At 62.1% G+C, this 21271-nt stretch carries 23 protein-coding genes; 15 read left to right on the top strand and 8 right to left on the bottom strand.

What is annotated here, in order from left to right:
- Positions 1-6 precede the first annotated feature (6 nt).
- Positions 7-3354, bottom strand: coding sequence for a carbamoyl-phosphate synthase large subunit (gene carB, locus A2I95_RS15355; protein WP_291730762.1), 3348 nt, complete (start codon positions 3352-3354; stop codon positions 7-9).
- Between the two features lie 199 nt (positions 3355-3553).
- On the opposite strand from carB, the gene A2I95_RS15350 reads away from it, so the two are divergent.
- The 5 genes from A2I95_RS15350 to A2I95_RS15330 all read left to right on the top strand — a co-directional run bounded on the left by A2I95_RS15350 (position 3554) and on the right by A2I95_RS15330 (position 10526).
- A complete protein-coding gene (locus A2I95_RS15350) occupies positions 3554-4759 on the top strand; it encodes an aminodeoxychorismate synthase component I (protein WP_291730761.1) in 1206 nt (401 codons plus the stop codon).
- A complete protein-coding gene (locus tag A2I95_RS15345; RefSeq protein ID WP_291730758.1) occupies positions 4702-5355 on the top strand; it encodes an aminotransferase class IV family protein in 654 nt (217 codons plus the stop codon). The genes A2I95_RS15350 and A2I95_RS15345 overlap by 58 nt, the downstream gene beginning before the upstream one ends.
- A 359-nt stretch (positions 5356-5714) precedes the next feature.
- On the top strand, positions 5715-7682 hold the full coding sequence (aspS, locus tag A2I95_RS15340; protein WP_291730756.1) for an aspartate--tRNA ligase: 1968 nt from the start codon (positions 5715-5717) through the stop codon (positions 7680-7682).
- 231 nt (positions 7683-7913) lie between these two features.
- Positions 7914-9299 carry a DUF1800 domain-containing protein gene (locus A2I95_RS15335; RefSeq protein WP_291730754.1) on the top strand — a complete coding sequence of 462 codons (1386 nt, stop codon included), beginning with the start codon at positions 7914-7916 and terminating at the stop codon, positions 9297-9299.
- A gap of 15 nt (positions 9300-9314) precedes the next feature.
- Positions 9315-10526, top strand: coding sequence for a DUF1501 domain-containing protein (locus tag A2I95_RS15330; RefSeq protein ID WP_291730753.1), 1212 nt, complete (start codon positions 9315-9317; stop codon positions 10524-10526).
- A gap of 441 nt (positions 10527-10967) precedes the next feature.
- Here A2I95_RS15330 and A2I95_RS15325 read toward each other — a convergent pair whose 3' ends face one another.
- Together A2I95_RS15325 and A2I95_RS15320 are read right to left on the bottom strand one after the other, a co-directional pair.
- Complete coding sequence (locus A2I95_RS15325; RefSeq protein ID WP_291730751.1) at positions 10968-11108, bottom strand: hypothetical protein; 141 nt, start codon at positions 11106-11108, stop codon at positions 10968-10970.
- A 1-nt stretch (position 11109) separates the two neighbouring features.
- Positions 11110-11829 (bottom strand): response regulator, encoded by a 720-nt coding sequence (locus A2I95_RS15320; RefSeq protein WP_291730749.1) that lies wholly within the window; start codon positions 11827-11829, stop codon positions 11110-11112.
- A gap of 177 nt (positions 11830-12006) precedes the next feature.
- Between A2I95_RS15320 and mce the strand changes: the two genes are divergently transcribed.
- Together mce and A2I95_RS15310 are read left to right on the top strand one after the other, a co-directional pair.
- Positions 12007-12411 carry a methylmalonyl-CoA epimerase gene (gene mce, locus A2I95_RS15315; protein WP_291730748.1) on the top strand — a complete coding sequence of 135 codons (405 nt, stop codon included), beginning with the start codon at positions 12007-12009 and terminating at the stop codon, positions 12409-12411.
- A 57-nt stretch (positions 12412-12468) separates the two neighbouring features.
- The gene (locus A2I95_RS15310; protein ID WP_291730747.1) at positions 12469-12744 is read left to right on the top strand and encodes a DUF1467 family protein; all 276 of its coding nucleotides are present in this window, start codon (positions 12469-12471) and stop codon (positions 12742-12744) included.
- Between the two features lie 244 nt (positions 12745-12988).
- On the opposite strand, the gene A2I95_RS15305 is transcribed toward A2I95_RS15310, so the two are convergent.
- Both A2I95_RS15305 and A2I95_RS15300 read right to left on the bottom strand, forming a co-directional pair.
- The gene (locus A2I95_RS15305) at positions 12989-13678 is read right to left on the bottom strand and encodes an EI24 domain-containing protein (protein ID WP_291730746.1); all 690 of its coding nucleotides are present in this window, start codon (positions 13676-13678) and stop codon (positions 12989-12991) included.
- The gene (locus A2I95_RS15300; RefSeq protein ID WP_291730744.1) at positions 13675-14253 is read right to left on the bottom strand and encodes a nitroreductase family protein; all 579 of its coding nucleotides are present in this window, start codon (positions 14251-14253) and stop codon (positions 13675-13677) included. The genes A2I95_RS15305 and A2I95_RS15300 overlap by 4 nt, the downstream gene beginning before the upstream one ends.
- A 197-nt stretch (positions 14254-14450) precedes the next feature.
- Here A2I95_RS15300 and A2I95_RS15295 point away from each other — a divergent pair, with 197 nt between their 5' ends.
- On the top strand, positions 14451-14732 hold the full coding sequence (locus A2I95_RS15295; protein ID WP_291730742.1) for a DUF167 domain-containing protein: 282 nt from the start codon (positions 14451-14453) through the stop codon (positions 14730-14732).
- 3 nt (positions 14733-14735) lie between these two features.
- Here A2I95_RS15295 and A2I95_RS15290 read toward each other — a convergent pair whose 3' ends face one another.
- The gene (locus tag A2I95_RS15290; RefSeq protein WP_291730740.1) at positions 14736-14975 is read right to left on the bottom strand and encodes a hypothetical protein; all 240 of its coding nucleotides are present in this window, start codon (positions 14973-14975) and stop codon (positions 14736-14738) included.
- Positions 14976-15124: 149 nt separating this feature from the next.
- On the opposite strand from A2I95_RS15290, the gene A2I95_RS15285 reads away from it, so the two are divergent.
- The 5 genes from A2I95_RS15285 (at position 15125) to A2I95_RS15265 (ending at position 17161) form a co-directional block, all read left to right on the top strand.
- Complete coding sequence (locus A2I95_RS15285) at positions 15125-15838, top strand: M48 family metalloprotease (protein WP_291730739.1); 714 nt, start codon at positions 15125-15127, stop codon at positions 15836-15838.
- 2 nt (positions 15839-15840) lie between these two features.
- Complete coding sequence (locus A2I95_RS15280; RefSeq protein ID WP_291730738.1) at positions 15841-16233, top strand: YigZ family protein; 393 nt, start codon at positions 15841-15843, stop codon at positions 16231-16233.
- 88 nt (positions 16234-16321) lie between these two features.
- Entirely contained in the window at positions 16322-16585 is a 264-nt protein-coding gene (locus A2I95_RS15275) for a DUF6455 family protein (protein ID WP_291730737.1), read from the top strand.
- Between the two features lie 40 nt (positions 16586-16625).
- Positions 16626-16886, top strand: coding sequence for a DUF6455 family protein (locus A2I95_RS15270; RefSeq protein ID WP_291730736.1), 261 nt, complete (start codon positions 16626-16628; stop codon positions 16884-16886).
- Positions 16883-17161 (top strand): DUF6455 family protein, encoded by a 279-nt coding sequence (locus tag A2I95_RS15265; protein WP_291730735.1) that lies wholly within the window; start codon positions 16883-16885, stop codon positions 17159-17161. The genes A2I95_RS15270 and A2I95_RS15265 overlap by 4 nt, the downstream gene beginning before the upstream one ends.
- Positions 17162-17216: 55 nt before the next feature.
- Here the strand turns inward: A2I95_RS15265 and A2I95_RS15260 are convergent, their stop codons facing one another.
- Entirely contained in the window at positions 17217-17459 is a 243-nt protein-coding gene (locus A2I95_RS15260) for a CDGSH iron-sulfur domain-containing protein (protein WP_291730733.1), read from the bottom strand.
- 198 nt (positions 17460-17657) lie between these two features.
- On the opposite strand from A2I95_RS15260, the gene A2I95_RS15255 reads away from it, so the two are divergent.
- A complete protein-coding gene (locus tag A2I95_RS15255; protein ID WP_291730732.1) occupies positions 17658-19010 on the top strand; it encodes a hypothetical protein in 1353 nt (450 codons plus the stop codon).
- Between the two features lie 18 nt (positions 19011-19028).
- Here A2I95_RS15255 and rimO read toward each other — a convergent pair whose 3' ends face one another.
- Complete coding sequence (rimO, locus tag A2I95_RS15250; RefSeq protein WP_291730730.1) at positions 19029-20447, bottom strand: 30S ribosomal protein S12 methylthiotransferase RimO; 1419 nt, start codon at positions 20445-20447, stop codon at positions 19029-19031.
- A gap of 186 nt (positions 20448-20633) precedes the next feature.
- Here rimO and A2I95_RS15245 point away from each other — a divergent pair.
- The coding region (locus A2I95_RS15245) for a pentapeptide repeat-containing protein (RefSeq protein ID WP_291730729.1) at positions 20634-21271 on the top strand (638 nt) is incomplete at its 3' end.

Raw genomic sequence — 21271 nt, 5'->3', positions numbered from 1 at the left:
TGAAATCTACCCCTGCAAGCTCTTTACCTCAACATCCCCTTCAGCCTGGGCTTTGATCGCCCGTGCGGCGGCGTTGGCGCCTGCCGCGGTGGTGAAATAGGGGATTTTGTCATAGAGCGCGACGGAACGCATTTCCTTGCTGTCTTCAACAGCTTGCGCACCTTCAGTGGTGTTCATCAGCAGCTGAACGCCGCCGTCCTTCAGCATGTCGACCACGTGAGGGCGGCCTTCATAGACCTTGTTCACCAGCTCGCAAGCCACGCCCTGGGCTTCCAGCCAGGTCTGGGTGCCGCGGGTGGCGACCAGGGTAAAGCCTTGCCCAACCAGGATTTGCGCCGCTTCCAGCATCAGCCGGCCTTTATCGGCATCCTTGATCGAGATAAACGCGCGTCCCGAGGACGGCAGCACCATGCCGGCCCCCATCTGCGCCTTGAGGAAGGCGCGGGCAAAGGAGCGGTCCCAGCCCATGACTTCTCCGGTGGAGCGCATTTCCGGACCCAGGATAGTGTCGACGCCCGGGAAGCGGGCAAAAGGCAGCACCGCTTCTTTGACCGAGAACCAGGGCATATCCGGGTCGGCCAGGGTCATCGGGTCGGCCATCGGGGTGTTCACGTCATAGCCCGCGTCAGGTTCGTACGGTGCGCGCTGCGGGAAGTTCGACAGCGGCTCGCCAGCCATCACGCGGGCCGAGATCGAGGCAATGGCGCTGTCGGTTGCCTTGGCCACAAAGGGCACGGTGCGCGAGGCGCGCGGGTTCACCTCGATCAGGAAGATTTCGTCTTCGCCGGCATCATTGGGTTTGATCGCGAACTGGATGTTCATCAGGCCGACCACATTCAGCGCTTTGGCCAAAGCGAATGTCTGTTCCTTGATCTGTTCGATTACCGGTTTTTCGAGCGAGTAGGGCGGCAAGCTGCAGGCACTGTCGCCCGAATGCACACCGGCCTCCTCGATGTGCTGCATGATGCCTGCCACATGCACGTCTTTGCCGTCGCAGATCGCGTCCACGTCCAGCTCAACCGCGCCGGAGAGGTAGCTGTCGAGCAGCACAGGGCTGTCGCCGGAGACCACCACTGCCTCGGCGATATAGCGCTTGAGCTGGTCCATGTCGCGGACGATTTCCATCGCCCGGCCGCCCAGCACATAAGACGGGCGGATCACCAGCGGGAAGCCGATTTCACCGGCGATTTCCAGCGCTTGCGCGTCGGTGGAGGCAATGCCGTTCTTCGGCTGCTTGAGGCCCAGAGTGTTGACCAGCGCCTGGAACCGCTCGCGGTCTTCGGCCAGGTCGATTGCATCGGGCGAGGTGCCGAGGATCGGAATGCCCTCTTCCTCCAGCGCGTTTGCCAGCTTCAGCGGGGTCTGGCCGCCGAACTGCACAATAACGCCATGCAGGGTGCCGTTGTCCTGCTCGACACGCAGGATTTCCATCACATGTTCAAACGTCAGCGGTTCGAAATACAGCCGGTCCGAGGTGTCATAGTCGGTCGACACCGTTTCCGGGTTGCAGTTGATCATGATGGTTTCATAGCCCGCATCGGTCAGCGCAAAGCAGGCATGGCAGCAGCAGTAGTCAAACTCAATGCCCTGGCCGATCCGGTTCGGGCCGCCGCCAAGGATGACGACCTTCTTGCGGTCAGAGGGACGTGCTTCGCATTCCACATCGCCAAAGGCAGGCGCTTCATAGGTCGAGTACATGTAGGGGGTCTGCGCCTCGAATTCGGCAGCGCAGGTATCGATCCGCTTGAACACAGCGTTGACGCCGGCGGCGCGGCGGGCCTTGCGGATCTCGGTTTCTTTCCGGCCGGTCAGTTTGGCCAGGCGGGCATCGGTGAAACCCAGCATCTTGAGCGCGCGCAGGCCTTTTTCGTCCGTGGGCAGGCCGCCGTCGCGGACTTCATCCTCGGCCTGCACAATTTCGCGGATGCGGGCCAGGAACCAGGGGTCGAATTTAGTGACGCCAAAGATTTCATCATCCGTCAGCCCGTGGCGCATTGCCTGGGCGATGGTGCGCATCCGGTCGGGCGTCTGCAGGCTGATCGCCTTGAACACCGCGGCCTTGTCGGGGGCGCCGGGGATCTCTACCTCGTCAAAGCCGGTAAGACCGGATTCCATTGATGCCAGCGCTTTTTGCAGGCTTTCATGGATGGTGCGGCCAATGGCCATCGCTTCGCCGACTGATTTCATCGCAGTGGTCAGGTGGGGCTCGGAGCCGGGGAATTTCTCAAACGCGAATTTCGGAATTTTTGTCACGACATAGTCGATGCTCGGCTCAAACGAGGCGGGGGTCACCTTGGTGATGTCGTTGTCCAGCTCGTCCAGCGTGTAGCCGATGGCCAGCTTGGCGGCGATTTTGGCAATCGGGAAGCCGGTCGCCTTGGAGGCCAGAGCGGACGACCGCGACACCCGCGGGTTCATCTCGATCACCACCATGCGGCCGTCGGCGGGATTCACGGCCCACTGCACGTTGGAGCCGCCGGTTTCCACGCCGATCTCGCGCAGCACGTTGATCGAGTGGGTGCGCATGATCTGGTATTCTTTGTCGGTCAGCGTCAGCGCCGGGGCCACGGTGATCGAATCGCCGGTGTGCACGCCCATCGGGTCGATGTTTTCGATCGAGCAGACGATAATCGCGTTGTCCGCCTTGTCGCGGACCACCTCCATTTCGAACTCTTTCCAGCCCAGCAGGGACTCATCCACCAGGATCTGGTTCACCGGCGATGCGTCCATGCCGGTGCGGCAGAAGTGGATGTAATCTTCGCGGTTGTACGCCACGCCGCCGCCGGTGCCGCCCATGGTAAAGGCCGGGCGGATGATCGCGGGCAGGCCGATGTCTTCCAGCGCTTCCAGCGCGATGCGGATACCTTCGTCCAGATCCGCCTTGCCGTCATCCAGCTTGGGCGCAGTCACGATGGTGGCGCGCGGGTTTTCGATGCCGAGGCGGTCCATCGCTTCGCGGAACAGTTTGCGGTCTTCAGCCATTTCAATGGCATCGCGGGTGGCACCGATCATTTCGACGCCGAATTGTTCCAGCACGCCCATTTCTTCCAGTGCCAGCGAGGTATTCAGGCCGGTCTGCCCGCCCATGGTCGGCAGCAGCGCGTCGGGGCGTTCTTTCTCGATGATCTTGGCCACGACTTCGGGCGTGATCGGCTCGATATAGGTGGCGTCGGCCAAGCCCGGATCAGTCATGATGGTGGCGGGGTTGGAGTTCACCAGGATGACCCGGTAGCCTTCCTCGCGCAGGGCCTTGCAGGCCTGGGCGCCGGAGTAGTCGAACTCGCAGGCCTGCCCGATGACGATCGGACCGGCTCCGATGATCATGATCGACTGGATGTCGGTTCTTTTAGGCATGGCCATAATCCTTTGATTGACGCGCGGGCAGCTTTGAATCAGGGGCACTGGCGAGTGCCCAAATTGTCCTGCGTTATAGGGACCGCGCCGAAAGGTTCAAGGGGGATCGGAAACGGAATTGGAAATGCCGCATCCACCCCTTTTGTTCGCATAGCGAACGTTTATATGTGGGGGCCAAGACCTCAGGGAGTCAATTCCGGTGCGGATTCGCTTTGATCAGGGGCCCAAGGGGGCCGGCACATGTTTCGACCAGCCGCTGCGCATGATCCGCGCGGACGGGCCGGAAGAGGTGCCTGCCGCGCTGGCGGCACTGGACGCGGCGCGGGACGAAGGCCATTGGCTGGCGGGCTACGCCTCTTATGAGCTGGGCTATGCGCTGGAGGAGAAGCTGGCCGGGGGGATGCCAAAGGAGCGGCGGCTGCCGCTGATGTGCTTTGGGGTGTATGAGGAGCCGCTGCCGCAGAACGCGGAGGGCAGCGCCCGTGCCTGGGTGGGTGCGGAGCGCCCTCCCATGGGGAGGGTCGGGCGCTGCCCGGCCTATCGGCCGGGCGAAGGCGGGTTGGGAGACTTGGCGCCCCGTTGGACCTATGAGCGCTACGCTGAAGCTTTCACGGTGGTGAACCGCAACATCGGCAAGGGCGACATTTATCAGGCCAACCTGACCTTCCCGATTGATGCACAGGCCTATGGCGCCGCCGAGGAACTGTATGCCGCGCTGCAAGCCAAACAGGCGGTCGGCCACGGCGTTCTGGTCGAACAGGACGGCCTGCCGGACCTCTTGTCGCGCTCGCCGGAGCTGTTCTTCCGCACTAATGCGGAGGGTGTGATCGAAACCCGCCCGATGAAGGGCACCCAGCCGCGCAGCGACGATCCCGTCGAGGACGCCCGCCGCCGCGACTTCCTGCGCCAGGACGAGAAAAACCGTGCCGAGAACCTGATGATCGTCGACCTGCTGCGCAATGACATCTCCCGCGTGGCTGAGACCGGTTCCGTGTATGTGCCGGAACTGTTTTCGGTGGAAAGCTATGCCACGGTGCATCAGATGGTCTCATTGGTCCGCGCCAAATTGCGGCCTGATGCCGGGCTGGCGGAGATTTTCGCCGCGCTTTTCCCCTGCGGCTCGATCACCGGCGCGCCCAAGATCCGCTCGATGGAGATCCTTGCGGAGCTGGAGCCCTGGGCGCGTGACATCTATTGTGGCACCATCGGATGGGCGGCGCCGGACGGGTCTTCGGAGTTCAACGTCGCGATCCGCACGCTGATGCTGGAGGCGGGTCAGGCCACGCTCAACGTAGGCGGAGGCGTGGTTTGGGACAGCACCGCCGAGTCCGAATATGAGGAAGCGCTATGGAAAGCCCGCTTTGCCCGCGTGACGCCGTCCAGAACGATCCCGCTTTCCGCCTGATCGAGACGCTGGGCTGGCATCCGGGTGAAGGGTTCCGGCATCTTGAGCAGCACCTGGCGCGGATGGCGCGCAGCGCTGCCGGGTTCGGCATCCCTTTTCATGCGGAGCAAGCGCAGGACGTTCTGGCGCTGGCGCAGGGCGATGCGCCGCTGCGCTGCCGCCTGACACTGGACGCGGATGGCCGCCTGGAACTGACCACCGCACCGCTGGGAGGCATCCCGGCCGCGTGGCGGCTGGGCATTGCAGAGACCCGGCTGCAGGCGGCAGATACCTGGCTGCAGCACAAGACGACCTGCCGCGGGGTCTATGATCAGGCGCGGGCAGCTCTGCCTGACGGCGCGGATGAGCTGCTGTTCCTGAACGAACGCGGAGAATTGTGCGAGGGCACGATCACCAATTTGTTTGTCACCTGTGCCGACGGGCAGATGGTAACGCCGCCGCTCAGCTCTGGCCTGCTGCCGGGCATTTTGCGCCAGGTGCTGCTGGACAGCGGCCGCTGCCGGGAGGCGGTTCTGCTGCGGCAGGACCTGGATCAGGCACAGGCTATTCACATGGGAAATTCCCTGCGCGGGCTGATCCCTGTGCAACTGGTGTGAAACGGCAGGCTCCCGCGCGCAAACGCCGTTTGGCTGGCGCCAAGCAACCTTTGCCCTTGGGCCCGGCAGCGCGCTGCGGTCGCCGCAGAACGCCACCCGCGCCCGGCCGGAGGCCGGGCGCCAAGCCCAACGCTTCCTGTTGTATCGCGCCAGCGATAGAGCAGGAAGGGGCGGGAGCTTCTCCGCTGACACAGAGAACCGGCAGAAACGGGCGGCTTACCGCGCCGAAATTGCCCAGTTTGCTTGACAACCACGCTGCAAACTTGTGTACCACCCCGGACGAATTCCGCGCTTATCAGGCGCATTTCCCGAATGACGGTCCACCCGGACAGACGACCCGAGACACGAAAGGTCCCGCCATGCACGCCTATCGCAGCCACACCTGCGCCGATCTGAACAAATCCAATGTCGGTGATACCGTCCGCCTGTCAGGCTGGGTCCATCGCGTGCGTGACCACGGCGGATTGCTGTTCATCGACCTGCGCGACCATTACGGCGTGACCCAGGTGATGGCCGACCCGGACAGCCCGGTGTTTGCCGAGATAGAAAAGGTCCGCTCCGAGTGGTGCATCCGCATCGACGGCAACGTTAAGGCGCGGGATGAGTCCCTGGTGAACGCCAAGATCCCCACCGGCGAGATCGAGGTTTTCATTCGCGATATCGAAGTGCTGGGCAAATCCGAAGAACTGCCGCTGATGGTCTTCGGCGAGCAGGAATACCCGGAGGAAACCCGCCTGCGCTACCGCTACCTGGATCTGCGCCGCGAGAAGATGCAGCGCAACATGGTTCTGCGCTCCAACATGATCCAGTCGATCCGCAAACGCATGTGGGACAAGGGCTTCAACGAATACCAGACCCCGATCATCACCGCATCCTCGCCCGAAGGCGCGCGTGACTTCCTGGTGCCGTCGCGTCTGCATCCGGGCAAGTTCTACGCGCTGCCGCAGGCGCCGCAGCAGTTCAAGCAGCTGATGATGGTGTCGGGCTTTGACAAATACTTCCAGATTGCGCCCTGCTTCCGTGACGAGGACCCGCGCGCCGACCGTTCGCCCACCGATTTCTACCAGCTCGACCTGGAGATGTCCTTTGTCACTCAGCAGGATGTGTTCGACACCATCCAGCCGGTGATGCAAGGCGTGTTCGAAGAATTCGGGAAGGGCCGCAAGGTCGACAGCGAATGGCCGCAGATTTCCTACAAGGATGCCGCCAAATGGTACGGCACCGACAAGCCGGACCTGCGCAACCCGATCAAAATGCAGGACTGCTCCGAGCATTTCCGCGGCTCCGGCTTTGCCATCTTTGCCAGCCTGCTGGAAAACGAAGGCACCGAAATCCGCGCCATTCCGGCGCCTTCTGGCGGATCCCGCAAGTTTTGCGACCGGATGAATAAATTCGCCCAGGGCGAAGGCCTGCAGGGCATGGGCTATATCTTCTGGCGCGCCAAGCCGGATGTTAAAACCGACGAAACCTTCATGGAGCTGATTGCCAGCGTCCATGAGGCAGTTTCAAAGAAGCTGGGTGTGGCGCAAGTTCAAAAGGGCCAGGCGGTATCGGCGATCAAAGCCCCGTTCCTGTCACATCTGATCGGCGCGCTGGCGGGTGCCGGGGCCGAAGACAAGGCGGCGAAGATCCGTGCGGAGTATCTTGAAGCCGCAGGCCCTCTGGCCAAGAACATCGGCCCCGAGCGCACCGAAGCTATCCGCCAGCAGCTGGATCTGGGCGTTGGCGATGCGGCCTTCTTCCTCGGCGGCAAGCCGAAGGCGTTCGAAAGCGTTGCAGGCCGCGCCCGCACCGTGATCGGCGAAGAGCTGGGCCTCACTGACAAGGACCGCTTTGCCTTTTGCTGGATTGTGGATTTCCCGATCTACGAGAAGGACGAGGAAACCGGCAAGATCGATTTCGAGCACAACCCGTTCTCGATGCCGCAGGGCGGCATGGACGCGCTGCTGAGCGATCCGCTGGCGGTCAAAGGCTACCAGTACGACCTCGCCTGCAACGGTTACGAGCTGGTCTCCGGGGCGATCCGGAACCACAAGCCGGAGATCATGTTCAAGGCCTTTGAAATTGCCGGCTATGGCAAGGAAGAAGTCGAGAAGCGTTTTGGCGGCATGGTCAACGCCTTCCAGTACGGCGCCCCGCCGCATGGCGGCTGTGCAGCGGGTATCGACCGTATGGTGATGCTGCTGGCGGACGAGGCCAACATCCGCGAGGTTATCATGTTCCCGATGAACCAGCGTGCCGAGGATCTGATGATGTCGGCCCCCTCCGAGCCGATGAGCGATCAGCTGATGGAACTGGGCCTGCGCGTGATCCCGCAGGATCAGTGAAGATAGAAAAGATTTGGAGGAGGCCCGGGCAATTGTCCGGGCCTTTTCAGTTGCAGCAAGGCGAAGCCGGAATTTTGCAAAAATTCCGGCTAGGAAAACGGTGGGCCGCAAACCTGGGGAGCAAGCGACGGAACACGCGAAGAATTGCGTATCACTAGAAAATCAGCTGTGGACCCGGGAACTGATGTTCTAGGCTGCAAGAAGGCCGGTCCGTCCAGGGAGATCAGGGTGATGCAATTTGACGGAGATTTGGCGGCGATCCGCTTTGGGGCAGGGCTGTCGCCGCTGGTGCGGCCTCCGGCATCAGCGGAGGCCATGCTCGGCCGTCTGCAAGGCGCCGATGAGATGGCTCTCAGATTTCCGGTCAGCCGTTTTGACGACGCCTTTGCGCGCGCCAAGGAGTTCCGGCGGCTGAGACGGGGGCGCAAACGACTGGAGGGCCAGCAAGGCTACGAGGCTGCAGACAAGGCCTTTAGGGCCTACCGCCGTGCCCACAATGCGGCACGATTTAAATGGCACGGTCAAAGGCTGCTGCGGCATGTCTATAGCCGCGATGCGTTTCGTGAACGGCTGGATCTGTTCTGGGCGGACCATTTTACCGCGCAAGGCAAAAACGGTGCGCTGCGCATTCTGGCCGCGCCCTATGCCGAGACTGTCATCCGGCCGCATGTGGCGGGCCGTTTCGAAGATATGCTGATCGCCGCGGTCACTAGCCCCTTGATGCTGCATTATCTGGATCAGAACCGCTCGGCCGGGCCGGGCAGCCGGGCGGCGAAACGGCGCAAGCGCCTGAGCGGGCTGAACGAAAACCTTGCCCGCGAAGTGCTGGAATTGCATACGCTGGGTGTCGATGGGCCATATGGCCAAGCGGATGTGCGGCAATTGGCCGAGCTGTTCACGGGATTGACCGGCTCGCAGGACAAGGGCTTTGTGTTTCGTCCTGGAATGGCTGAGCCGGGGGCGGAAACCGTGCTTGGGCAAACCTATGGCGGCGGCAAGCCGGAGCTGGGCCAGGTGCTGGCGGCGTTGCGTGATCTGGCGCGCCATCCTGCCACAGCGCAGCATTTGGCGTGGAAGCTTGCAGTGCATTTCACCTCTGATCAGCCGGAGCCGGATTTGGTGTCGCATCTGGCGGCGCGCTATCAGGACAGCGGCGGTGATCTGCTGCAGGTCTATGCAGGACTGCTGGAACACCCCGCGGCCTGGCAGCCGGAATTGCGCAATGTGAAACCGCCGTTTGATTATGTGGCCTCTGCCTGCCGCGCACTGGCGGTGCCTGAGGCGCGGTTTTCCGCCTTGAAGCCCGGGCAGCTGAACCGGCTGCTGCTGGCGCCGCTGACGCCGATGGGGCAGCGTTGGGAATTTTCCGGCGGGCCGGATGGCTGGCCGGAAGAGGACATGTCCTGGATCACGCCGCAGGCTTTGGCCGCGCGCCTGCGCTGGGCGATGGCCGCGCCGCGACGGCTGGCGCAACCGGTGCCGGATCCGCGCGTCTTTGCCACTGCGGCGCTGGGCCGTTTTGCCAATGAACGGGTCCGGTTTGCGGCCGGCGCTGCCGAAACCCAGTCTGAGGCGGTCGGGCTGATCCTGACCTCTCCCGCCTTTCAGCGCCGTTAACAGGAGGTTTGCATCATGCAGCTGACACGCCGATCCCTGCTGACCCGCTCTGCCCTGCTGGGCTGTTCACTGGCTGCGAGCCCGCTGATCACGCCGGTCAGCTTTGCCGCGGCCCCCTGGGACACCCGGCTGGTGGTGATTATCCTGCGCGGCGGCATGGATGCGCTGGATGCGGTGCAGCCTTACGGCGATCCCGCATTGGCCGGGCTGCGGCAGACACTTTCAGGCGGACCGCAGGCCGGGGCTGCCGATCTTGACGGATTCTATGCCCTGCATCCGGCGCTGGCACCGTTGCTGCCGCTGTGGCGTGCAGGGGAATTGGGGTTTGTGCAGGCGGTGTCCACACCGTACCGCGACCGGCGCAGCCATTTCGACGGCCAGGACCTGCTGGAAGCGGGGACCGCGGCATTAGGCGGTGCAAGAGGCGGCTGGCTGAACCGTTTTCTGCAGCAGATGCCTGGCGTGGAGGCGCGCACTGCCTTTGCCATCGGTCAGGAGCGGATGCTGTTGCTGGACGGTGCGGCGCCGGTCTCGCAATGGGCGCCGGGGGCGGGGCTGGCGATGAGCCCGCAGGCCGAGCGGCTGGCGGGCCTGCTGATGGAAGAGGATCCGCTGTTCCACACGGCATTGAACGAGGCGCTGGAACTGACCCGGCAGGATCTGTCTTTGGGATCCGAAGACGCGGCGGACGGCAGCGCCAGCGGCATGATGCAAGCGGCGCCGAAGGGGAGAGCGCATACCGAGATTGCTGCCTATGCGGCTGAGCAATTGCGCGGCGATACCAGGATTGCGGCGTTTTCGATCAATGGGTGGGATACGCACTACCGTCAGGCAAGCGGCCTGAAGGCCGCGCTGGGGCGCCTGTCGGAGACTGTTCTGAAGCTGCGCAGCGGCCTGGGGGCCGGGATCTGGGGCAAGACGGCGGTGGCGGCTGTGACCGAGTTCGGGCGCACCGTGCGCGAGAACGGCACTGGCGGTACAGATCATGGCACCGGTGGTGCGATGCTGCTGGCAGGCGGAGCGGTCCGCGGCGGCAGGGTGCTGGGGCGCTGGCCCGGGCTGGAGGAGGCTGATCTTTATGACCGGCGGGATCTGTTGCCGACAGCGGATGTGCGCCAGCATCTTGCCTGGCTGTTGCATGGATTGGCAGGTGCCCGGAAAAGCGATCTGGAAACAACTGTGTTTCCGGGGCTGGCGATGGCAGGGAATCCCGGTCTGCTATTGTAAGAGCCGTGGTTCTCCCGCCCGCTCAACCCGTTCAGGGAACGGTCTGAGCCGTTGGGCCCGGCACCGCCTGCAAGGCGGTGCCGGGCCCAAGGCCGCCAAGCGGTGCGGCGCAAGCCGCTGAGCTGCGGGCGCGGGAGAACGCCCGAAGCATGTGCGGATAGGGAAAGTTTCGATGATCCGGCTTAGAAAGACGCCGATTGCCGCCTGGCTGGCCCGCAGACGCTTAGCAGGCTGGCGTTTCCCAAACTGCAAACAGAGCGTTGTTGCCCGCCGGGGAGGAACAAATCCTCCGGCTGGGTCCAGCCGGACAAGCAGAGTACGTCAGCTTTCTGCAGAAAGGGTGCAGGCGGTTATGACACCAGTGGCAGGTCATCGTGTCCCTGCTGTTTCACTGCGGATGCGGCGAAAACCGGCAGGTGGCTATGGCGGCGCGCGCAGGGGTTACTGATTGCGTGATGAAAGGATCAATGCGCGGCTGTCAGTGCCCCCGCGGTTGCGGCGGATGGCGCGGGCTTCCATGCGGGTTTGACCGTACAGCACAATGACGAGCGTGGCGAGGGCGATGAGACAGGCTTCTATCATGTCAGATCGCCGCGCGGCGCTCCAGCCGCTCCTGTACAAGGCCGGCCAGGGTTGCAGCATCCTGGGTCAGCGGTTTGCCCTTGCGGCGGGAGCGGGCCAGCCGGTCGGCGGCCTCGGCAAGCGGGTTGTCGCCGGCGCTGCGGGCAACGCCGCCCAGAAACTGCGCCAGATAAGCCAGGGTCTTTTCTTCCTGGCCCATGTTCAGCACATCGGCGGCATGGGCCATGTCATCGCGGTAGGCAAGGAAATCGGGTTCCACTGTTTCGTCATCCAGCGCGCGCGGGCCGGACAGTTGGCGGTCGGGTGGCAGATTTGACAGGATTTTCTGCTGGAAAGCGGCAAGCGAGGTGATCGGTTTTTCCAGAAAACCGCCGGCCCCTGCTTCAAGCGCGGCCTCTTCAAGCGTTGGATCGCCCGAGGTGGCCAGGATCACGCCGGGTCGCGGGCTGGCCTCTGCCAGTTCGCGGATCAGATCGAGGCCAGAGCCGTCCGGCAGGCCGACATCGGCAATCAGCACCGATGGGCGGTAGACCTGCAGATGGCGGCGGGCGGATTTCAGGCAATCGGCCCGGCGGATGCGGGCACCGCTGCGCAGACACAAGAGGCGCAGCGCCTCGCAGGCAAAGCGGCTGTCCTCGACCACCAGGATGGTCAGCCCCAACAGCGGGCGCCGGGTGGTGGGCAGGCGTTGAGCGGCAGCAAACAGTTCCGAATCGTCCATAACGTATCCTCCTTGCGGGATATGTTCCGACGCTAGGGATTCGAGGCTAATTACTCGTTAACAGCGCGTGCTCTGCCGCGGTGGAAGGCTGCCGTGCGGAATGGCGCACTTGCCGCGGCGCAGCATCCGCCCCATAACCGGAGCGGAGGAAAAGTTTGTGAGAGGAGCACAACAGAGATGATTGGCCGCTTGAACCATGTTGCCATTGCCGTCCCCGATCTGGAGGCCGCATCCGCCCAGTACCGCAATGCGCTGGGCGCCAAGGTCGGCGAGCCGCAGGACGAGCCGGATCACGGCGTCACTGTGGTGTTTATCGAATTGCCCAATACCAAGATCGAGCTGCTGTATCCCTTGGGGGAAAACTCGCCGATCGACGGGTTCCTGGAGAAGAACCCGGCCGGGGGCATCCACCATGTCTGCTATGAGGTGGAGGATATCCTGGCGGCGCGTGACCACCTGCAGGCCGAAGGCGCCCGGGTGCTGGGTTCGGGCGAGCCGAAGACCGGCGCCCACGGCAAGCCGGTGCTGTTCCTGCACCCCAAGGATTTCAACGGCTGCCTGGTGGAACTCGAAGAAGTTTGACGCTATGAGCACCCTGTCCCGGCTGCGGGGCAGGGAATTTCAGGGGAGGCCGAAACCATGGGTGTTACATCAGCGATCGTGCTTTATGCGGTGATCTGGTTCTTGACCTTTCTGGTGATCATCCCGATCCGGCTTGAAACCCAGGGCGACAAGGGCGATGTGGTGCCCGGCACCCACGCAGGCGCGCCGGAGAAGCATTTCTTGAAGCAGAAGGCCTGGATCACCACCGGCGTGGCTGCGGTGATCTGGGGCATTACTGCCGGGATTATCCTGTCCGAACTGATCAGCGTGCATGATTTCGACTGGATGGGAATGCTGCCTGAGCGGGAATGAGCCGCGGGTATCTGTTTCAACAGCACAGGCTCTCCCGCCCGGCTGGGACGCATTGAAATGCGTCGCAGCCCGTTGGGCATATCGCCGGGTGTCTGCCAGAAGATTCTTGCTGAGAAGCGCTGTAAGGGAAGATCTGCCCCTAAAGCGCCATCCCGACTGTATTCAACCTTCGCAGCGTCAAGGCTGAACCGTGCTGACACGCGGTGGCTGCGCTGGCCTTGGCCCGGGTGCGTCCCGGGCGCCGTTATTCGCGGACCAGAGCGTGGTAAATGTGGGTGAAGGTGGCGGCGCCTAAAATCGGGATCACCAAGTTCACCAAAGGTATCGAGAGCGGCACCGCCATCAGCGTGCCCGCGGCCCAGATCGTGGTGGCATGCTTGCGGCGCAGTTTCTTAGCCTCGGCAGTGCCGATACGGCGGGCGGCGGCCAGGGTGAAGTATTCCCGGCCCAAGAGGAACCCGTTGAGGCCCCAGAAGATGAACAGCGCCGCGGGCGGGAACAGCACATAGAGAAACAGCGCCAGAATATTGGCCGCGATCAGCAGGCCGAGGAAGTTCACCGTGTCCCTGACCGCATCCCAGAACGGCACTTTGGCCGCCGGGGGCAGGGCGGGGTAATGTTTGTCCTCCACCGCCTGGGCAACCTCCTCCAGAAACATCGAGGTGATGGCTGACGCCACCGGCACCATCAGGAACACCGACAGCACCAGCATGAAAAACAGCGAACCGATCGACAGCAGGTCATCGACCCAGGTGACCTTGCCCAGCAGCGGGACGGTGGCTTCGGGGCCGACCAGCCATTGGATCAGCATCAGGAAGCCCGCGTAAGCCGCAATCAGCAATGCGATGGTGAGGCCCAGCCCCAGAAACAGCACCTTGCGGAAGCGCGGATCGCCGGTCTGGCCCAGGGTTTTGAAAAAGGCGGTGAAGATCATGCGCTCATCCAGGTTGTGATGGCGTCCAGGTCCGGGCGCGGGCGCTCGGGCGGGGCGGAGCTTTCAGTGGCGATGTGGACAATGCCGGCGATGCGCTCGTTTTCCGACAGATCAAAGGCCGTCTCGCAGAACCCGCGGTCGTGGCTGGCCCAGCCGCTGAGCCAGTTGGCGCCCCAGCCCGAAGCCAGGGCGGCATTCAGCAGCGCCAGGCAGACAGCACCGGCGGAGTAGGTCTGCTCCCGCGCCGGGATCTTGGGGCTGTGTTTTTGCACCTCAACCACCACCACGGCCAGCTGGCCCTGGTCGAACTGGCTGCGGCCCTTGGCGATATCCTCGGGGCTTTTGCCCAAGCGCGCACCTGCCGCTTCGGTCAGGGCGGCCAGCCGCGCCATGGCGGGTTGCTCCACCACGATAAAGCGCCAGGGCTCCAGCTTGCCATGATCGGGCGTGCGGGCGGCGGCGGTCAGAATTGGCAGCAGCTCTTCACGGGAAGGTGCAGGCGCCACCAGCGTTTTGGCCGGGCGGGAGCGGCGCGACAGCAGGAATTCAAGGGCAGCGTCATTGCGTGCGGGCATATGTTAAACCTCTTTACATCTTTTGCTGCCTATCTCGGCAGGCCGTGGCGTTTTTTCAAGGGCCGGCGGGCCTTGCGTGCCGAACCTGTGCTGCAAAGGCAGCACCGGCGGGGCAGGGTTTCGTTGACCGGGTGATAGCTGCGGCGCTGCGGCAAAGTCTATGGCCTTTGCCGCCTCGGCAAGGCATGTGAGAGGCTATGGGAAAGTCAAAGAAGAAAGACCTGCCGGATCTGAGACATCTATGCGTGCCGGGAGCGGAAATCCCGGTGCGGGCCACACCCAGGGCGGCGCGCAATGCGATTACGGCGGCAGAGAGCGTGCTTAAGATCTCGGTTACCGCGGTGCCGGAGAACGGCAAAGCCAACGGCGCCGTCCGCAGCCTGCTGGCCGCGGCTATGGGCACCGCGGCTTCCAATCTGGACCTGCGCCGCGGCGCAGCATCGCGCGATAAGGTTTTTGTCTACAACGGCCCGGCCTGACGCCTAGTCGTCATCTGGCACCAGCCGGTAGACGCCCTCCGGCAGGTCCAGCGCTGCGGCCAGATCCCGAACCTGCAAATGGGACAGGGTGATTGTCTGCACTTTGTCGGTGCGCGGGTCGTATTGTTCGACCGTCACGCATTCGGCAAAGGAATTAATGGTCACATCCTCGGTGAGCGGGGTTCCGTCCTCATCCACCAGGGTAATGACCGTCGAGTCGAATTCATGCTCTATGGTAAACATAAGCCCAGCCTGCACTGCCGCCTGGCTGCTGGCAAGGCCTTGCAATCAAAGACTATCGCATGGATCCGGCGGCAAGGTTCCGCTGCCAGGCGATTGCCTTCCGCCGGCCTTGCGCGATAAAGTGGCGGAGAACTGCAAAAGGATCCGTCATGCGCCGTTTTCTGTGTCTGCTTGCCCTTGCTGTCAGCGCCTGTGACGTGGCAATCGAACCAGCGCCGCAATCTGTTCCGGTTGCCCGGACACCGCGGGTGCAGGGGATGGCACCGGGGGAGGCACGCAACGCTTTTGCCTCCGTGACCCGGCGGGTGGAGCCGGTGGCTGAACGGGCGTGCCGCAGCCGCACCCAGGGGTTGAACTGCGATTTCCTGATCCGCATCGATCCGAATCCCAACGCGGCGCCCAATGCCTATCAAAGCCTCGACCGTTCCGGCCGCCCCATCATCACCTTCACCCAGCGGATGCTGGGGCAGATCGCCAATCAGGACGAACTGGCCTTTGTGATGTCGCATGAGGCCGCCCACCATATCCGTGGCCATCTGGCGCGGCAGGCGCAGAATTCGGCTCTGGTCAGCGCCGGCGCCGGGCTGATCACAGCCCTTGCCGGCGGCAGCGCGGCCACCGTCTCGACCGCGCAGGACGTGGGCGGCTATGTCGGCGCGCGCACCTATTCCAAGGATTTTGAGCTGGAAGCGGATGAACTGGGCACCCTCATCACCCATCAGTCCGGCTACCGGCCCAGCATCGGCGTGCGCTTCTTCAACCGGCTGCCGGATCCCGGCGACCGATTCCTGGGCACCCATCCCGCCAATCCGGACCGGGTGCGGGTGGTGCAGGCCACCATCGACCGCCACGGACTGAATTGAGCATGGCGGCCAAGGATCACGCCGCTCCGGCGCTGGAGATGCTGGGTGTGGTGCTGACCGACCGCGGCTCGCGCTATGCTGTGACGGGCGCGCGGGTCACCTCTCGTGAGGAAGTCGATGCGGTGCTGGCCGCGCTGAAGACCGACCGCGCCTATGCCAAGGCCACCCACAACACCTGGGCTGCGATGCTGCCCGCGGGCGGGCTCAAGGCTGATGACGGCGAGAGCGGTGCGGGCATGGTGATCCTGCGGATGATGGAGCGCGAGGGCCTGAAGGATCATGTGATCATCGTCACCCGCTGGTATGGCGGTAAGAAACTGGGCGGTGACCGCTTTCGCCGGGTGCAGGATGCGGTGCGCGCGTATACCGGCCACCTGAGCGGGAAATCCGCCTGATCCAGGTCCCGTTTGACCTGCATCAAATCGGCACCTGCACCGGTTCGCTAAGCTGTACCGGAAATGAATGATTCCAGGGGACCGCGCGATGACCACCCATGCCGATCTGAAAAAGCACGCCGAACTGTTTGACCGGATGGCCGGCACCGTCGGGCTGGATCTGGAGGAAGAGGCCGTTGCCGGTAACTTGCGCTTTGACGAGATCGCCGAGGCAGTGCTGCGCTGCAGCCGTTGCGGCGGTGTCGGCGCCTGCCGCAAGTGGCTGGCCAAAGGCCTGCGCCCCGGTGCCGAAGCGCCTGATTTCTGCCGCAACCGCGATCTGCTTGGCTACTTGAACGAGCAGCAGGCCTGACATTCCCGGATTTTCCCCGGCCTCTTTAAGGAGTTCGAACATGCAGCCATTGGGGGACCCTTTGTATCATCTGCGGCTGATGGCCCGGATGGGCAAGGCCGTGGGCGCGGATCTTACATCTGCCTTTGCCGCAGGGGATATCAGCCACACGGATTGGGCCGCGATGATCACCCGCTGCCGCGGCTGCGGCGCGGTGGATCAATGCGAGGCTTTCCTGTCCGCCCATGATCGCGCCGAGGCGCCGATGCCAGGCTGCCGCAATACGGATGCTCTGATGCAGTTGCAGGGCCGCAGCGCATGAAGGACATGGCGGCGGAGGCCCGGAGCCTCGGCAATATCTTCCGCCACCTGTGGCTGCTGCGCGCCGTGGCCAGGGCTGCGGGTGTCGATCTGGACCAGGCGGTGAAAGCCGGGCAGCTCAGCGGTTTGGACTATGCCCGGATGGTGACCTCCTGCCGCGGTGCGGGCTGCAGCAAGTCCTGCGCACTGTGGATCTCATCCCGCCGCGATGACGACACCCCCGCCGTTCCGGAGTTCTGTCCAACTGCCGCTGTATTCCAACGGCTGATGCCTTAGGCCGCAGCGCGGCCTGCCCGGCGGGCTTGGCAGGTCTGGCCTGCGGGGTGGTTTGCTACAGCTTGGAGTGGCTGCCGTCGCACAGGGGCTTTTTGCCTGAGTGCTTGCAGCCGCAAAAAAACAGCTTGCCGTCCTTCTCCGCGGTGTATTTGACCGGCGCAAACTCCGTCCCCTTATGGGAGCCATCGCAGAACGGCTGCTTTTGCGACTTGCCGCAAGCGCACCAGAAATAGGTTTTTCCCTCTGTCACCTCGACGGGGAAGGGGGCTTTCTGTGCGATTTCCGGAGTATCTGTCATGGCTGGGGGCTCTCCCTGGCTGGTTGCGGTTGGGGGAAAGCGTAGCAGACAGGGAGGGAAATGTTAGCTGATAGGCTTCGGCCATGAAGATCCGTTCCGTCTCAACCTTTGCAATATCTTATAGGTTGTGCAAAACCATTCTAGGATTGTAGAGCTTTAGAGCTTTACTGAATTTGCGAGAGGGGCTTGGAGGGCATCATGGAAAGACCAGAGTACTTAAAGCAAGGAGAGCCTGCGCGTCTTTTTCCGGTGCTGTCCAACAACTCCAAAGAGGGGCGGACGACCTCAATTCTCTTGGCGTGCCTTTCCAAAGTCGAAGAGCTTGCATCAGAGTTGTTGGCGTCTTTGGGGCAGCGATCTGGCAAACGCACGACAGTAGAGACGTTCACGGAAGTAGTCTTTGATGGTCAGAAAGAGGTGAGCAAAGATCGTCCTGATGGGCTGATCGTCGTGAGAAACGGCTCTCGAGAATGGCGCGCCATGGTGGAAGCCAAAATTGGTAATAATCCCCTGACTGCGGAACAAATTGAAAAATACCGCAGCCTGGCAAAGGACAACGAGATTGACTGCGTCATAACAATTTCTAATCAGTTTGCGACATTGCCCGCCAGCCATCCGCTGGGGGATGTCCGTAAAAGCCGCTCAAAGGTTCCAGTTTTCCACTGGTCATGGATGTTTGTCCTGACAACGGTTGACTTACTGATCAGCAACGACGGTGTTGCCGACGATGATCAGCGTGTGTTGCTGAATGAATTGAGGCGCTTTTTAACTCATGAAAGCGCAGGTATTCGCGGTTTCGACCGTATGCCGCCAGAATGGAGCGAACTGAACAAACTTGTGTCAGCTGGAGGCAAGATACTTGCCAAATCTCCGGAAGCGATTGCGGTATTGGAAGCTTGGCATCAGGAAACCAAAGATTTGTCTTTAATCTTGAGCAGGCAAACGGAAACAAGCGTAAGAGAGCGTTTGAACCGGAAACACGCAAAGAATCCCGCCGACCGGCACAAAGATGAACTGAACCAGTTAAGGGAAGACCATCAACTGCAAGTCAGCTTTGATATACCAGATGCTGCGGCAAATTTGGAAGTCGTGGCGGATCTCAACCGCCGGACAATTGAAGCAGGGATGACGCTCAGAGCACCCGAGGACAAGAAGTCGTCAAAGGCACGACTGAATTGGCTGCTTCGCCAATTGAAGAGCGAAATCAAGGATGATCTCTTTGTTCGAATGACTTGGCCCGGCCGCAGTGAAGACACTCATTTTCCCTTGATGGAACTGCTTGCTGATCCTGATCTCTGTGAGAAGGATAAAAACGGGCTCCAAGTCGTCAGTTTTCATATCTATGTGGCAAAGCGGTTGGGGGCAAAATTCACTCAGCAAACAAACTTCATTGCAGAGCTTGAGGCGATTATTCCAAAGTTCTATCGCGAAATTGGCCAAGACCTTTCTTCTTGGAGGAAACCTCCACCAAGAATCCGGGAGCCACAGACGGATGCAAGCGTCCAATCAATCGAAGACGAAGCTGAGGAAGAGGCACTGCGGGCGCAGTAAAATACCACGCGCCGTACCTTAGGCGGTTCTTACACCCCACAAGTCATACTCCCCGGCCTCATCCACCTCAACGGTCACGAGATCACCTGCCTGCAACCCGTCCGTTCCTTCATCAATGAACAGGTTGCCGTCGATCTCCGGCGCGTCGGCCTTGGTGCGGCAGGTGGCGATGCCGTCTTCGTCGATGTCGTCGACAATCACTTGCATGGTCTGGCCGACCTTGGTCGCCAGCTTGGCCTCGGAGATCGCCTGCGCCTTCTCCATAAACCGCTCCCAGCGCTCCTGCTTCACCTCTTCCGGCACATGGTCGGGCAGATCGTTTGAGCGCGCGCCGTCAACGTTTTCGTATTTAAAACAACCTACTCGGTCCAGCTGCGCCTCGTCCATCCAGTCCAGGAGGTGCTGGAACTCCGCCTCGGTCTCGCCGGGGAAGCCGACGATGAAGGTGGAGCGCAGGGTGATATCCGGGCAGGTCGCGCGCCAGGCGCGGATTTCGTCCAGTGTTTTCGCCGCCGCCGCCGGGCGGGCCATGCGGCGCAGCACATCCGGGTGGGCGTGCTGGAAGGGGATGTCCAGATAGGGCAGCAGCGCGTTGTCCGGGTCCGCCATCAGCGGGATCAGATCGCGCACATAGGGGTAGGGGTAGACATAGTGCAGCCGCACCCACAGGTCGTCTGCCGGGGCCAGCTTGCCCAGCTCGCGGGAAAGGTCGAGGATATGGCTGCGCACGTCCTCGCCCTTCCAAGGATGGCTTGAGTACTTGCGGTCCAGCCCATAAGCCGAGGTGTCCTGCGAAATCACCAGCAGTTCGCGGACCCCGGCCTCAACCAGCTTTTCCGCCTCGCGCAGCACCGCGTGGACGGGGCGGGAGGTCAGCTTGCCGCGCATGTCCGGGATGATGCAGAACTTGCACTTGTGGTTGCAGCCCTCTGAAATCTTTAAGTAGCTGAAGTGCCGCGGGGTCAGTTTCACACCCGCCGCAGGCAGCAAGTCCACGTAAGGGTTGGGGCTGGGCGGCACCGCGGAATGCACCGCGTCCAAGACCTGCTCATACTGATGCGGGCCTGTGACCGCATGGATGCGCGGGTGGTGCTCGCGGATATACTCCGGCTCCGCGCCGAGGCAGCCGGTCACGATCACCTTGCCGTTTTCCTTCAGCGCTTCGCCGATGGCCTCCAGGCTTTCCGCCTTGGCGCTGTCGAGGAAACCGCAGGTGTTGACGATCACCGCGTCGGCCCCGGCGTAGTCGGGCGAAATGCCGTAGCCCTCGGCGCGCAGCCGGGTCAGGATGCGCTCGCTGTCCACCAGCGCCTTGGGGCAGCCGAGCGAGACCATGCCGAGGGTGGGCTGGCCGTCACGGGGGGTGTCGCGGAACTGCGGTTCCGGGGCAAGGTCGGGGCGGAGGCTGGGCGGGTTGCTGGACGGGGTACTGGTCATCCGCGCGCATATATCAGGAATGCGGCAGGAGGCAAGGAAAACGGGGGGTGCCAGGCGTGCACCCCCTGCACACCTCCTGTGCACCGGGGGCTGCATTTTCGCCGGATGTGCGGGGTTCTATGTTGAAGGCGGAGCGGCAAAGCCCGTAGCCTGCGGCAAAGCGAATTTGCATGACGAGAACGATTGATGCGTGACGAGACCCAACCGCCGGAGGCCCCGGCTGCCCCGCAGCGCAAGCTGAAGACCGCCAACGAGAACCCCTGGTATGTGCTGATGACGCTTCATGGGGAGCAGGAGGGGGAGGAGATCGATTGGGAGTTGCATGAGAGGAACCGCAAAGCGTGGAACTCTTGGGCATCAAATGGCCTTCAGCAAAGCCAGAGAGAATTACTTCAAAAAAGGGGGGTGGAACTGCCAGCAAGAGATAGCTGGAACAGAGAATGGGGCACATTGAGGCAAAGGTTCGAAAAAGAGTTTAGCAATAGGAACAAAGGTGCTGCAGTAGACTTCTCGATTTTCGAAAGTCGAAATATTGATCTTAAGGAGTGTGAGTTTTTAAAAAGATTCGTTTCTTCTGGATTTTTGTTCCCTTTCGTTGTCGAGCTGAATGGCTCTCGATTTGATCGATTTGTAAACTTTGAAAGGGCTGGATTCTCAGAATCCTTGACTGTAGCAAATAGTAACTTTGCAGAAAGTGCTAGCTTTAAAAACTCCGTGCTCTTGGAGGGCGGGAATTTCAATGGCTGCATTTTTAAAGAACACGTAGACTTTGATGGCTGTATTTTTAGGGGGCGCGCAGATTTTTCTTGGAGCCGTTTTGACGG

It is taken from the genome of Leisingera sp. F5, from assembly GCF_001593695.1.
Note: the sequence above shows the minus strand (reverse complement) of the source record. Positions and strands in the feature narration are given on the sequence as shown.